Origin of the sequence: Peribacillus aracenensis, from assembly GCF_025175645.1 — a bacterium.
Taxonomy (GTDB): Bacteria; Bacillota; Bacilli; order Bacillales; family DSM-1321; genus Peribacillus; species Peribacillus aracenensis.
Genome location: NZ_JANZMJ010000008.1, coordinates 102,762 through 115,423 on the forward strand (window position 1 = coordinate 102,762; position 12,662 = coordinate 115,423).

Annotated in this window: 15 protein-coding genes; 5 read left to right on the plus strand and 10 right to left on the minus strand. The window is 42.2% G+C overall.

Annotation, left to right across the window (positions count from 1 at the left end; all coding sequences use genetic code 11):
- Nucleotides 1-130: 130 nt before the first annotated feature.
- The gene (locus N0M92_RS10660) at nt 131-1,300 is read right to left on the minus strand and encodes an aminotransferase (protein ID WP_260285675.1); all 1,170 of its coding nucleotides are present in this window, start codon (nt 1,298-1,300) and stop codon (nt 131-133) included.
- Nucleotides 1,297-1,797, minus strand: coding sequence for an Lrp/AsnC family transcriptional regulator (locus N0M92_RS10665; protein WP_260285676.1), 501 nt, complete (start codon nt 1,795-1,797; stop codon nt 1,297-1,299). The genes N0M92_RS10660 and N0M92_RS10665 overlap by 4 nt, the downstream gene beginning before the upstream one ends.
- A gap of 304 nt (nt 1,798-2,101) precedes the next feature.
- Here N0M92_RS10665 and N0M92_RS10670 point away from each other — a divergent pair, with 304 nt between their 5' ends.
- The gene (locus tag N0M92_RS10670; protein WP_260285678.1) at nt 2,102-2,944 is read left to right on the plus strand and encodes an alpha/beta fold hydrolase; all 843 of its coding nucleotides are present in this window, start codon (nt 2,102-2,104) and stop codon (nt 2,942-2,944) included.
- Between the two features lie 86 nt (nt 2,945-3,030).
- Here the strand turns inward: N0M92_RS10670 and N0M92_RS10675 are convergent, their stop codons facing one another.
- Complete coding sequence (locus N0M92_RS10675) at nt 3,031-3,291, minus strand: DUF1871 family protein (RefSeq protein WP_192206904.1); 261 nt, start codon at nt 3,289-3,291, stop codon at nt 3,031-3,033.
- Between the two features lie 92 nt (nt 3,292-3,383).
- On the opposite strand from N0M92_RS10675, the gene N0M92_RS10680 reads away from it, so the two are divergent.
- Nucleotides 3,384-4,568 (plus strand): MalY/PatB family protein, encoded by a 1,185-nt coding sequence (locus tag N0M92_RS10680; protein ID WP_311202542.1) that lies wholly within the window; start codon nt 3,384-3,386, stop codon nt 4,566-4,568.
- Nucleotides 4,569-4,609: 41 nt separating this feature from the next.
- On the opposite strand, the gene N0M92_RS10685 is transcribed toward N0M92_RS10680, so the two are convergent.
- Nucleotides 4,610-5,365 (minus strand): TraR/DksA C4-type zinc finger protein, encoded by a 756-nt coding sequence (locus N0M92_RS10685; RefSeq protein WP_260285682.1) that lies wholly within the window; start codon nt 5,363-5,365, stop codon nt 4,610-4,612.
- Between the two features lie 143 nt (nt 5,366-5,508).
- On the opposite strand from N0M92_RS10685, the gene N0M92_RS10690 reads away from it, so the two are divergent.
- Entirely contained in the window at nt 5,509-6,366 is an 858-nt protein-coding gene (locus N0M92_RS10690) for a manganese catalase family protein (RefSeq protein ID WP_260285684.1), read from the plus strand.
- A 40-nt stretch (nt 6,367-6,406) separates the two neighbouring features.
- On the opposite strand, the gene N0M92_RS10695 is transcribed toward N0M92_RS10690, so the two are convergent.
- From N0M92_RS10695 to N0M92_RS10710, 4 genes are all read right to left on the minus strand, one after another.
- Nucleotides 6,407-7,021, minus strand: coding sequence for a PH domain-containing protein (locus N0M92_RS10695; RefSeq protein ID WP_260285686.1), 615 nt, complete (start codon nt 7,019-7,021; stop codon nt 6,407-6,409).
- 40 nt (nt 7,022-7,061) lie between these two features.
- Nucleotides 7,062-7,538 (minus strand): GNAT family N-acetyltransferase, encoded by a 477-nt coding sequence (locus N0M92_RS10700; protein ID WP_260285687.1) that lies wholly within the window; start codon nt 7,536-7,538, stop codon nt 7,062-7,064.
- A gap of 169 nt (nt 7,539-7,707) precedes the next feature.
- Nucleotides 7,708-7,932: a hypothetical protein gene (locus N0M92_RS10705; protein ID WP_192206910.1), complete on the minus strand. Its 225-nt coding sequence runs from the start codon at nt 7,930-7,932 to the stop codon at nt 7,708-7,710.
- 134 nt (nt 7,933-8,066) lie between these two features.
- Nucleotides 8,067-8,657 (minus strand): peptidylprolyl isomerase, encoded by a 591-nt coding sequence (locus N0M92_RS10710; protein ID WP_034310270.1) that lies wholly within the window; start codon nt 8,655-8,657, stop codon nt 8,067-8,069.
- Between the two features lie 178 nt (nt 8,658-8,835).
- Between N0M92_RS10710 and N0M92_RS10715 the strand changes: the two genes are divergently transcribed.
- On the plus strand, nt 8,836-9,222 hold the full coding sequence (locus tag N0M92_RS10715; protein WP_260285688.1) for a kinase-associated lipoprotein B: 387 nt from the start codon (nt 8,836-8,838) through the stop codon (nt 9,220-9,222).
- Between the two features lie 40 nt (nt 9,223-9,262).
- Here N0M92_RS10715 and kapD read toward each other — a convergent pair whose 3' ends face one another.
- The gene (gene kapD / locus N0M92_RS10720; RefSeq protein ID WP_260285689.1) at nt 9,263-9,886 is read right to left on the minus strand and encodes a 3'-5' exonuclease KapD; all 624 of its coding nucleotides are present in this window, start codon (nt 9,884-9,886) and stop codon (nt 9,263-9,265) included.
- 264 nt (nt 9,887-10,150) lie between these two features.
- Here kapD and N0M92_RS10725 point away from each other — a divergent pair, with 264 nt between their 5' ends.
- Nucleotides 10,151-12,010 carry a transglycosylase domain-containing protein gene (locus N0M92_RS10725; protein WP_260285690.1) on the plus strand — a complete coding sequence of 620 codons (1,860 nt, stop codon included), beginning with the start codon at nt 10,151-10,153 and terminating at the stop codon, nt 12,008-12,010.
- A 35-nt stretch (nt 12,011-12,045) separates the two neighbouring features.
- Here the strand turns inward: N0M92_RS10725 and N0M92_RS10730 are convergent, their stop codons facing one another.
- A complete protein-coding gene (locus N0M92_RS10730) occupies nt 12,046-12,603 on the minus strand; it encodes a YufK family protein (RefSeq protein ID WP_260285691.1) in 558 nt (185 codons plus the stop codon).
- Nucleotides 12,604-12,662: the final 59 nt, after the last annotated feature.

The window sequence follows — 12,662 nt, forward strand, 5'->3', positions numbered from 1 at the left end:
TTTTCAGGGTACTGGATATACTATGATTAACACTTTCTATGTTAATCCATTAGATTAACTCTTTTTTCTAATTCCCCCTATGGAAAGGGATCCGGCTGCTTGGAACGGCCGGATCCCTATTTTTTTGCTTTTATTTGCAATGATTCTTCATGAAACGTTCCATCCTTCTAAGCGCTTCTTGAAGCTGTTCCATCGAGGATGCATAGGAACAGCGGATATGACCTTCGCCGCTTTCCCCAAATACATCACCCGGCACAACGGCTACAAGTTCTTCCGTCAGAAGTTTTTCAGCAAATTCCATTGAAGTCATTCCCGTTTTCTCGATTGAAGGAAATGCATAAAAAGCCCCGCCAGGATTATGGCAATCCAGCCCCATATCGTTAAATGATTTCACGATATAATTTCGCCTTCTTCGATAACTGCGGCGCATTTCCTCCACATCCTGCATTCCGTGCTTTAAAGCTTCCAATGCAGCATGCTGCGCAACGGTCGGCGCACACATCATAGCATATTGATGAAGCTTAAGCATCGCTTCGGAAATTTCCTTTGGTGCACAAACGAACCCAAGACGCCATCCAGTCATCGCAAACCCTTTCGAAAACCCATTGATGACTATTGTCCGCTCAAGCATGCCGTCAATGGCAGCAAAAGAAGTGAATGTCTCATCATATGCAAGTTCTGCATAGATTTCATCAGAAATCACCAGCAAGTCATGCTTTTTAACGATGTCAGCAAGCATCACTAATTCTTCCTGCCCAAGCTGGGTTCCCGTCGGGTTATTCGGCGAACAGATTAATACAGCCTTCGTTTTAGGCGTGATTGCCGCCTCGAGTTGTTGGGGAGTCAACTTAAAATCATCTTCCTTGGATGTTTGGACCGTGACCGGTATTCCCCCTGCCATGGTCACAAGCGGTGCATAGGCGACGAAACACGGTTCTACGACAATGACTTCTTCACCCGGATTCAAGATAGTCCTTAGGGCAATATCGAGGGCTTGGCTTGCTCCGACCGTGACGATGATTTGATCCTCCGGTCTATACGAAACATGGAATTGCTTCTCCATATACCCGCTGATTTCCGACCTTAATTCATATAATCCGGCATTGGCCGTATAAGAGGTATACCCTTCCTCCAAGGAGTTGATCGCCGCTTCCCTCACTGCCCAAGAGGTAACGAAATCCGGTTCACCCACACCAAGGGAGACGACCCCTTCCAAATTGGCAGCCAAGTCGAAAAAACGGCGGATGCCTGAAGGTTTAATCTCTGCAACCGTTTTTGAAACATAACTCGTTTTAATCATGGTGACACCACTATCCGCTTATCTTCTTCAGTTTGCTCGAAAATAGTGCCATCATGCTTGTATTTTTTCATAATGAAGTGAGTCGTCGTAGAAATGACGGAATCCAGTGTCGAAAGCTTTTCCGAAACAAAGCTTGCCACTTCGTTCATCGAACGTCCTTCGACAATGACCGAAAGATCATAAGCCCCAGACATTAAATAAACGGACTGGACTTCTTTGAATTTGTAAATCCTTTTTGCGACCTCATCGAAACCGACGCCGCGTTTAGGAGTGACTTTTACATCGATCATAGCTGTGACACCATGGTATTCATCCACTTTAGCCCAGTTAATGACTGTTAAATAACGGACAATGACCCGCATATCTTCTAATTTCTTCAATGTAATTTCAATGTCCGATTCTGTTTGATCGGTCATTTTAGCCAAATCCTTCATATCAATCCGGCTGTTACTTTCAATGATTCTCAAGACTTCCAATTCCTCTTCATTCAAGTGCATTGGAAAACCCCCCTTTTGGAATTCACTAATTTAGATGTGATGGTTTGGCTGGCAGATAGTCTCACGAATTACCTTATTAGACATTTTTAAAAACCTATATGACAATATAATTTAATAAGTCCTATTCTGTCAGGATAAACTTACACTATTATATCAAAATTGGTTCGTGACCTGTTATAGTAATTGTCTTTTTTCATAGTTATTATTACAATTACTGTTATGCAACAGTATTAAAGGACCTTTTTTGGAATATCAAGGAAAACATGGATTTTTATTATTGACCAATTACGGAGGAGGAGCTTTTATGGAAAGTCATACAATCAAAGGCGTCGAACAGGTGGGTAATATGGATATCTATTTTGAATATGACCGAATCGACGATTCCCTACCCACCCTTGTCCTGCTTCATGGATTTTTGTCGTCGAGCTTCAGTTTCCGTAAATTAGTGCCCTATTTAATCAAGGAATACAATGTGATTTCCATAGACCTCCCGCCATTCGGGCAAAGCGGAAAAGATTATCGATATACATATTCATTCCGGAACATCGCCAAATCAGTCGTTATGTTCTTAGAAGGAAAAGACATCAGGAAATTCAGCATCATCGGACATTCCATGGGCGGGCAGATTTCCCTGCAGCTCATCAAATCGTATCCTGAGCTTGTCGACCATGCCATTCTACTTGCTGGTTCAGGCTATCAGCCCAGCTATTCGGAGAAAATGAAGATGGTCAGTTACCTGCCCTTCTTTTCATTCGGGATAAAACGGTATCTACAAAAATCAGGTATCGAAAAGAATTTGAAAAATGTCGTCCATGACCCGGCCATGATTGACGATGAAATGCGGCAGGGGTATCTAGGGCCCTTCATAAAGAAGCATGATATTTTCCGGGCATTGGGGAGGATGCTTCGGGACAAGGAAGTCGATTTATTAAAGGAGGACCTTAGTGATATTCATACCCCATGCCTGCTTATTTGGGGAAGGCATGATCGAGTTGTGCCATTGAATATTGGCCAAAGGCTCCATGAAGACCTGCCTAATTCCAAGCTTGTTGTCCTTGAGGAATCCGGGCACCTTCTTCCAGAGGAGAAACCGGAAGAAGTGTATCAATTAATTAAAGGGTTTATTGGAGTGGCCACCCCAACGTAAATTCACGAGTATACTGCACAAACTACGAGTAAAGAGCAAAAAAAACCTAAAAAAGGTGCCCCTGATGGGTACACCCTTTTTCACCTTTAGATCGAACAGCTGGCATCATTTTTTATGATGAGCAGCTGTTGTGCAACTTCAAGGCACTTTTCCATCTGAACGGATTCATCGAACGAGAACTCGTAAATGGATTTTATTTTTTCCGCCAGTTCCTTTGGTTCATCTATATCCCGGATTGCTACGACCGTATCTGCAATTTCCGGCTCATAAAGATCCCATCCTATCTTGAATGGATCCCATTCTTGCAATACGGCAACCAACGCTAGATTCATTTGCTGTGTATCCATGTAATCATCACCTGCTCAATATTTTCAAAGAACATGATTTCATAGTATCATAACAACAAGCTTTTCGCGAAATGACAAATTTTTATTCGGTGGTGGATATTTTGAACAAGTCAATATTCGAAGAACAAATAAACAGGGAAAACTCAGGGTCTGCAAAATGGGATAAAAACTCGCTCACATCATTATATGGTCGCGAAGATGTTCTCCCGATGTGGGTTGCCGATATGGACTTCCCATCTCCTGAGGGCATTCAAAAGGCATTGATGGAACGTTTGAACCATCCAATTTTCGGCTATACGGTCCCTTCTGGAACGGTTTTCACCGAAATTCAAAGCTGGCTTAAAGACCGGCACTCCTGGCAAATCGATAAAGAGTGGATTTCATTTAGCTCTGGCGTCGTTTCTGCAATCGGTACAACGATCCAAGCATTCACGAACCCGGGCGATAAAATATTGTTACAATCTCCAGTCTATACCCCATTTTTTGATATGATCAAAAATAATGACCGGGTCGTGGTCAATAGTCCCCTTATCATGAAAGAGGACCGCTTCGAGATTGATTTCACCGATTTTGAGGACAAGCTGAAAAGCGGAGTGAAACTATTCCTTTTTTGCAGTCCGCATAACCCGGGCGGACGCGTTTGGACAAAGGGCGAACTGTTACGAATCGGGGAGTTATGTGCAAAATATAATGTAGTCATCGTCAGTGATGAGATACATGCTGATTTATTCCATAAAACATCAAGGCATTATCCGATCGGCTCGCTTTCAAAAGATTTGGCAGACATAACCGTTACATTAATGGCGCCAAGCAAAACATTCAATATTGCCGGCATTCAGGCTTCATTCCTGATCGCCAGTAATGAAAAATTGCAGAAGCAACTGCAAAAGGCGCAAACGAAACTGGCCTTCCATGGTCTTAACATCTTTGCCTTAACAGCAATGGAAGCCGCTTATCGAGAGGGCCTGGAATGGCTTGAAGAAATGATTGGCTATATTGAGGAAAATATAAAAGTGGCAGAGGAATTCATTGCTGCCGAAATTCCTTCACTGCATGTCATGCATCCGGAAGCTTCTTACCTTTTATGGATTGACTGCCGTGATCTTGGATTGACCGACAAGGAAATCAAGGATCGACTGATCCATCAAGGGAAGCTCGCATTGGAACCTGGTTCAAAATATGGACCTGGCGGGGAAGGCTTCGTCCGAATGAATCTCGGTTGTTCACGCAGCGTCCTGATGGAAGGGCTAAACCGTTTGAAATTGGCGTTTTCATAAATAAAAAGAAGAACCAGGGTTAGAATCCTGGTTCTTCTTTTTCAATCTTTCTCTTCATCGACATAAGGATCATGCTCATATCGTGGCAAATCCCCAAACGAGGTTTGAATATTTTCTTCAAAAAGTTCTTCCTTCAATTCTTGATATTGGGAGTTTGGATAAACCGTTATCTCTTTACCGTATAGATCCACACCAACGAAGTTTTCATAATTTTCGACATATCCGATATTTTCTTCGGACTCGACATACATATCTTCATAATCGTTTGGCGGATTTACAAAATCGGAAGGCGATTCAGATGTTCCATAACTGGCAACATCCTGCCATGAATCCTCCGCATCGTATGCAACCGATTCGTGACGGTCATCATAATCGAACTTTCCAAATGGGGGTCCAAGCACTTCCTCTTCCACCGGCCGATTGTCCGAAGTTTCCTGTGATGGGGTATGTTCGACACAATAAGTTGTGGTAGGGATGGCATTCAAACGTTCAAGAGGTATTTCCTTTGAACAAACCTCACACTTTCCATATTCACCTGCCTCAATGGCGGAAAGCGCTCGTTCAATATCCCTTATTTCATCGCGATCATGCTCGGAAAGGGCTAGATCCTTTCCCCGTTCATATAACTCGGTTCCTTCATCTCCGGGGTGATTATCGTAACTCGATAACTCACCTGTCGAATCCTCCAAGCTTCTTCTTAAATCGTAGTTGCCTGAATCATTTAATCGCTCTTCCAACTCTTGTTTCATTTGCTGCAATTGCTGTTGAAATTCTTTAAGCTGCTGATTGGATAGCATGTGCAACATCCTTTCAAAATCGTTCTTCCCTCTAGTATTTCTCCCATCCCATCATTCCATAAAGGTACTTTTTACCTTAGGGATAATTTAATTCAGATAACAGAAGCTAACTTAGGAATATTAACTTCAAGGAGGGATTCCAATTGTATTTCTATAAAGAAGACTTAATCAATATGATCGTTCCCGATAATCCTGATCCGAATGCAGCAAAAGTACTTCAGGAAGCGCTTGGAGGGCAATTCGGTGAAATGCGGACGATGATGCAGTATTCTTTCCAAAGCGCAAACTTCCGCGGCAAGGCTAAACAATATCGTGATTTACTCCGTGGAGTTTTCTTGGAGGAACTTAGCCACATTGAACTTGTCCAATCAACCATCAATCAGCTGCTGAATGGTGCTGGCGGAAATATGCCTGGAGATTCCGCTACCGATGGCGCCCCATTGGATGGAGTCATCAAAGGCGGCGCAAACCCCCATCACTTCATCATTGGTGCGAAAGCATCCCTGCCCGTCGATGCTGGCGGCAATCCATGGAATGGATCATGGGTTTATGATCACGGTAATCTTGTGGCTAACCTTTTGAACAATGTCATACTTGAGTCCACGGGGGTCCTGCAAAAGTCCAGGATTTATGAAATGAGTTCCAATAAATCTATGCGCGAAACACTGGCATTTTTAATGGTGCGCGACAATGCCCACCAAAATGCATTTGCCAAGGCATTAGAAACGCTTGGGGTTGACTGGGGAAAAATCTTCCCTGTACCTAATTATGATTTGAACAAATATCCTGAATGCCGCAAATATGTCGATTTAGGCTACCATAATGCACAATTCAATTTCAGGCTGGACCAAACACAAATCGGCGAGATCTTCAAAGGGGAGACACCGAGCCGAAATGGCGGAAACCTTGCTGTTACCGATCCGCCAAAAGGATTCCCTGTCCCTGAAATGCCGGATATGCCAAATGAACATAGCCCTGGCTTGAGTGATTTGAACAATTAAAAAAGAAGGCGGACACATCATTCCGTGTTCGCCTCCTTTTTTAATTATTGATATATTTCTCGAAAACAAAGCCGAAATCTTTAACATGGTACTTTTTCCGGCTATCCATCAACCATTCGAAAGCTGCAGAATTAATTTCCTTGAAACTTGCAGCCATTTGGCTTCCATCAGTTCGAACCTGGTTCAAAGTGGAAGAAGCAAGGTTTACGCTTTGCTGGGCATATTGAAGGGCATACTCATTCTCATGGCAAATTTCCGAGATTTTCACGAGTGATTTGAATAAGTCTTTTAATTCTTCAATGAATTTCTTATGGACATCAATCGAGAAAGTCTTTGCACCGATCGAAAATTTAATTTCCGCATCTAAATCCACGGTCCCTGCGGTTTCAAGTGTAGCGTTGGAAATATTATGCTGGCTGTAGCTATACCTTGTAAGTGTACGCTTTTTGCTTATGGCACTTGTGCCGTCCAAATGTATGAAAGCTTGATTCGTAAAACAATATTCATCGGATTTCGATTTGATCAGGAAATAAATTTTTTCCCCATCTTCATGCATGATATAGTCATCTGCATCCACCTTGTCATAATCAGCAGGCTTAATCACACTTCCAATATCACTAAGACCAAGGGCATCCGCCGCCATTTTCTTAAACATCCCTATTCCCCCTATCAAAATCCAGGTGAATCTCACCTTATTATAAGTATTTCTCCAGTATTATCTCGTCTCTGATCGGAATTCCATCAAAACTGTAAAATGGTATTTCGGGCTTGATTTTCCGTGATTCTTCAACGGCATTTTTAACGATTTCCGAGATGACATAACCACGCTTTTGAAAAAACTTCAATGCCTGTAGATTATCGTTCGTTGTAATCGCTTTAATAGTATGGCAATTTTTTTCCTTAGCGATATTTTCCATCACATAAAGCAACGATGAGCCCACACCTTGATTCTCCTGCTCACTATTCAAAGAGATGATCTGACAAACATGGCCGGATAATTTGTATGTTCCCAACCCCGTGATTTTTTCATTCTCGTCCATCACCCCAACACCCTCAAGTTCCGCATAATGAAACAAGCCTCTTGAAAAAACGACTTGAGTCGTCTCCCAGTGCTGAATGAAAAAGTCCTTAACCGTATCTGCCGCAATCATTCTTTTCGCTATGATTTGCATAACCAATTACGCCCCCAAAATTTCTATCTCTATGTTCATAGTATAAAATGCTTATGCTGATAAGGGAACATTTAATTCTTCTCTACCTTCTAACAAAAGCATAATACCATTCATATTCAGATAATCCATATCAAAAAAACGTGGCTCGCAATTGCTGGTATGTCCAGGATCAAGAAATGGTATCATCCTTCATTCGCTGGTTCCTTTTGGTGACTTCATCTTCGAATTGCTTGGTTTTCATTTCTTCCTTCTTTGAATATCTTATAATTGCCCTCATCGTAAAAACGGCTGCCACTAAAAAAATGAAGCAAGTTATACCAGCCGAGATATATTCAGTCTTGTCTTCTGGAAAGTAAAGAAACAAACCCAGTAAAGCATGATTGAGAAAGTCCATCCGATACATCCTTCCTGATAGGGAATTAAACTGCATTATCCCATTATATCAATTACCAGAACAATCCACTAGTGGGCGTAATCCACTAAAACATAAAAAAACGAGAGGCAGTAAGCCCCCCGCTTTTCTTTTATTTATAAAATGGTGATCCCTTTTATGACCACGTCCACTGCTGGCTTGTCTCCCGCAACTGTCTCCACGTTGGCAATCGTATCAACAACGTCCATGCCTTCGACCACTTGTCCAAAAACAGAGTGTTTATGATCCAGCCATGGTGTGCCTCCTTGTTCCATATATGCACTGATGATTTCCTCCGGATAACCGGCTTGCTTCATTTGCTCACCCATCCTGCTGTCCACATGCTGGGCTTGTACGACGAAGAATTGGCTGCCGTTTGTTCCCGGGCCTGCATTAGCCATGGAAAGAGCTCCGCGCAAATTGAATAATTGCATGGAGAACTCGTCCTCAAATGGGGCTCCCCAGATACTTTCTCCACCCATTCCAGTCCCTGTCGGATCTCCGCCTTGAAGCATGAAATCCTTGATGACACGGTGGAAGATGATTCCTTCGTAATAACCGTTTTCAGCATGTGTCAAGAAATTCTCCACTGTCTTTGGAGCCAGTTCAGGGAATAGTTTAATTTTAATATCGCCCATCGTCGTTTGCATGATGACCGCTTTTTCATTTTCCAAAACTTCACTTGTTAATTGTGGAAAGTTTGTCATTGTATATAACCTCTTTCTTTTTAAAATAAAATGGCATGAAACACCATTTTTCATCTTCATTTGTACACTTTACACGATTTTCATAAAAAAAGCATCTTTACGAAATTGAACAAATTCGCTGTGAAAAGTCGTTGTTCTTATGTATCATGAAGGAAGTTAAAAGAAAGGTGGTAGGGAAATGTCAGAACAGGATTTTAAAATAGGCGATAAGGTTACCGCCATATATAAAACTGGAAAATACATCGGGGAAGTCACCGATATCAGACCTGCTGCATATCTTGTTAAAGTGTTGGCTGTCTTGAAGCATCCCATGCAGGGAGATCTTCATAACCCGAAGCAAACGGAAGTGTCCATGTTCCATCAGCGGCGTGCTCTGGCATTCCGGGAGCAAACCAATGTCCCAAAGAATATGGTAAAGAACTTTGATGAGGAGATTCCTGAGTATAAGGAATCCTTAAGAGAAGCTGTTGAGAAAATGAAAAGCACTTTAAGCGAAGCCCAAACAGAGTGGAATGATAAAAGCTTGCAGTTGCTTGAAGATCTAGCAGCAGACTATTTCAAATAAAACATGATAAAAGCCAAATCAGTAGTATATGATTTGGCTTTTATAACGCTAAATGATTCAATACCTTTGATAAATCAATGCGATCGCCAATTGTCGTCGGTTCATGGTTTTTCATATAACTTTTATCTTTCTCTACTAACTTAAAGATATTATATGTCGTAATGGCATCATCCAACGCCCTGTGATGCTTGCCTGTCCCTTCTTTGCCATAGGCCTGTACAGCTTTCCAAAGTCCGGTTTGGTTTTGATCCCCGAAAAAGCGTTTATACTCCAGGCAAAGATCAACTTGTTTCCCTGAAAAGGGGAAATCCAACCCTGCTTTCTGACAGTTCTGGCGAAGCACCTTCATGTCCATATTTCCCCAAGTCACAATCGTCGTCGGGTGCTGTTCATCTATTTTCTTCAATAAAGTGACCAGCTCTTCAAATGAAATCCCCCGGTCCACCTGATCCTGGGCAATGTTCAAGAACTTCTTGCATCTCCCCGTCAAAACTGGAAATTTCATCGGGTTAACAAAAGATGAGAATTGTTCCTGAATGGTCTCATTAATGACGGTGACTAAACCAACCTCAATGATTTCCGGATAAAACCCTACTGGATTGGCTTTTCCTTCCGGCATCGTAAATTCAAAATCAATGAATACATATTGCTGTTGTTCCTCCATTTTTATGACCCCCTTCATATTCCTGACATCAACATATAAACAAAAAATGGTTTTTTTCTCATTATAACAGAAGATTTAGAAATTTTTTTCTTAGGATCGTAACATACCATTCGGATACGGACCCTGACGTCATACCTAATTTACCCAAAACTCTTTATTGTCTACCTTATTTGGATTATGATGGAGTAATGGACCAAAAGTACCATTTTTTCATCCCTTCAATCCAAGGACATACTAAAAATATATTAGTGAGGAAGTTGAACTATGCGCACGTATCTTGGTTATATCACGATTTTCCTCTTAGTTCCCATACTGATCCTTTCCATTTTCCTTTCTTATCGGGAGTGGTCCGTAGCGCAATCTCCCTATCATGTACTCGACGAGCGAATTCCCATTGAATCGATAAAACTGGCTCAGAATAGTTACATGAAGGCCGCAAATGGAAAGGTCATCAGTGAAATTTCCACTGGTGAGAAACGAACTTACCTAAAACTTGAAGACATCCCCCCTTTCCTGGAAAATCTGTTCATCGTTACAGAGGATCAGAAATTTTATGATCATGCGGGCGTTGACATATCCGGCATAAGCAGGGCGCTTCTTATCAATTCACAAAATAAAGCAATTGAACAAGGAGGCAGTACCATTACCCAGCAACTGGCCAGGAATGTTTATCTCTCACATGATAGGTCGTATAACCGAAAACTCAGTGAGCTCATTTATGCCCATCAGATAGAGAGAAAAAAATCAAAACCGGAAATCATGGAGCTGTATTTGAATGCCATATATTTCAGTAATGGCGCATATGGAATCGAAGCTGCTTCCCAATATTATTTCAGTAAACCGACTGGAGAGTTATCCAAGGCGGAACTTGCCTTCCTGGCCGCAATCCCTAATAATCCGGAAAACTATAATCCTCTTAAACATTTCGATGCAACGAAACAGCGTCAGGAGAGATTACTGAAACAAATGGTGGCCGAAGATGATTTAAAACAGGACGAGTACGAAAAACTTATCAAAAGTACGATTAAATTAGACTTGTCCACCCCAGTCGACTTATATCCCGATTACGTGACGTATGTTCATCAGGAATTGAAAAACCTGGTTTCATCCTCCGAGGGTCTCGACAAAACTCTGCAAAGCCCTGATATCACTATCCGTAAGCAGGCAGAAGCCGAGCTGGATAAAAAGATAAAAAAGCTTTTGAATTCCGGTGTAACCATCCATACCGCCCTCGATATTAAACTGCAAACACAGTCAAAGACTGCTGTTCAATCCAAACTCGGTGTCAATGATATCGAGGGAGCTTTAGTGGTTATACAGCATCATACGCACGAGCTTGTCTCTTTGATTGGGGGAAAGGATTATAAAAAAAATTCTTTCAATCGGGCATACCAAAGCTATAGGCAGCCAGGGTCAGCCATTAAGCCACTTCTCGATTATGCTCCCTACTTAGAAGAAACGGGTGCTGACATCAATCAGCTCGTTAGTGGAGCTAGCTATTGCAGCAATAGCTATTGCCCAAAGAATTATAGCGGTGACAGCTACGGGATGGTCTCAATAAGAACTGCCTTCGCTCAATCCTATAACACACCCGCCATAAGAATTTTTGAAAAGACGGGGGTTGAGACGAGTTTCAAGTACCTGGATGCTTTCGACTTTAATAAGGTGAGCAAAAAAGACCACCATACAAGTTCGGCCATAGGCGGATTCGAATATGGCATGAGTCCCCTAGAACTGACGGATGCCTATACTTCCTTCAATGACGGAAACTATCAGCCAGCGCGCGCCATTACTAAAGTCACCGATCAAGAGGGTAAAGTCCTTTATAAATGGAAAGACCGTTCCAAGGAGATATGGAGCAAAGGCACCGTAGCCAAGATGCGGCAGCTGCTCCACGAAACGGCCCTTTCCGGGACAGCCCGCAAAGCCTACTTTCCTACGGATTATGTCGGCGGGAAAACCGGTACGACCAATGATGTGAAAGACATATGGTTTGTCGGTCTGACAGCAAACTATACAACGGGGGTTTGGGTTGGGAGAGACAAGCCATCCACTCTGCAATCCATCTATTCACAATCACCCCATGTATTGATTTGGAAGGATATCAGCCAGACTGCCGAATGAAAAAAGAAGGTGCCGAGATGGCACCTTCTTTTTTGCTATATGGGAAGACTTGCAATGACGCTGTTATAAAGCTTCAATCCCGCATAAGCGACAATTGAAATCAGTGCCGTCCAAGCGAAGATTGGAAAGAAGACCAATCCCACCAGCCTCGATAAGTCCAGGCTTGGGCTTAACTTATTGACAAAATAAATTAAAGCCACAATATTCGTTGCGATAAAGATCGACCCAAGCGCGATGATGAATTGAACACTGAACAATGAACAGGCACCGCCAATCACATATATGACCGCTCCCTTTCTTACACTGGTAAGGGCTTTACCCTCCGAATCCTTGGAAAAGAATAATAAAGACAGCTCCAATATCGTATCGGAGATCAGCTTCAATGCAGCGAAAACCATGAAGAATGATAGGAGCAATACGATCAGCAGCGCCAGTTTGATGCCGGTTTCAGAAAAGAACTCAAGCATCCCTTGGTAGATTCCCAAATTCCCAAATAACTTGAGCATTTGCATTTCTCCATAAATGGCAAAGGAGAGGCTGAATAATAGGATTGAAATAATTGGTAAATAGCTAAGTAAATATGTGTTTTTCATGATTTCTCCATCCGTGCGTCTTTTACCCTATATTATGCTAGGTAATCCACTATTTCACA

Bases quoted from the DNA above. Each gene is read 5' to 3' on its own strand.
- N0M92_RS10695 (WP_260285686.1), bottom strand. From the start codon at position 7,021: ATGTTTAAGAAAATGGCGGCGGATGCCCTTGGTCTTAGTGATATTGGA.
- N0M92_RS10660 (WP_260285675.1), bottom strand. From the start codon at position 1,300: ATGATTAAAACGAGTTATGTTTCAAAAACGGTTGCAGAGATTAAACCT.
- N0M92_RS10700 (WP_260285687.1), bottom strand. From the start codon at position 7,538: ATGCAAATCATAGCGAAAAGAATGATTGCGGCAGATACGGTTAAGGAC.
- N0M92_RS10670 (WP_260285678.1), top strand. From the start codon at position 2,102: ATGGAAAGTCATACAATCAAAGGCGTCGAACAGGTGGGTAATATGGAT.
- kapD (WP_260285689.1), bottom strand. From the start codon at position 9,886: ATGGAGGAACAACAGCAATATGTATTCATTGATTTTGAATTTACGATG.
- N0M92_RS10710 (WP_034310270.1), bottom strand. From the start codon at position 8,657: ATGACAAACTTTCCACAATTAACAAGTGAAGTTTTGGAAAATGAAAAA.
- N0M92_RS10730 (WP_260285691.1), bottom strand. From the start codon at position 12,603: ATGAAAAACACATATTTACTTAGCTATTTACCAATTATTTCAATCCTA.
- N0M92_RS10665 (WP_260285676.1), bottom strand. From the start codon at position 1,797: ATGCACTTGAATGAAGAGGAATTGGAAGTCTTGAGAATCATTGAAAGT.
- N0M92_RS10715 (WP_260285688.1), top strand. From the start codon at position 8,836: ATGTCAGAACAGGATTTTAAAATAGGCGATAAGGTTACCGCCATATAT.
- N0M92_RS10685 (WP_260285682.1), bottom strand. From the start codon at position 5,365: ATGCTATCCAATCAGCAGCTTAAAGAATTTCAACAGCAATTGCAGCAA.
- N0M92_RS10675 (WP_192206904.1), bottom strand. From the start codon at position 3,291: ATGGATACACAGCAAATGAATCTAGCGTTGGTTGCCGTATTGCAAGAA.
- N0M92_RS10705 (WP_192206910.1), bottom strand. From the start codon at position 7,932: ATGGACTTTCTCAATCATGCTTTACTGGGTTTGTTTCTTTACTTTCCA.
- N0M92_RS10725 (WP_260285690.1), top strand. From the start codon at position 10,151: ATGCGCACGTATCTTGGTTATATCACGATTTTCCTCTTAGTTCCCATA.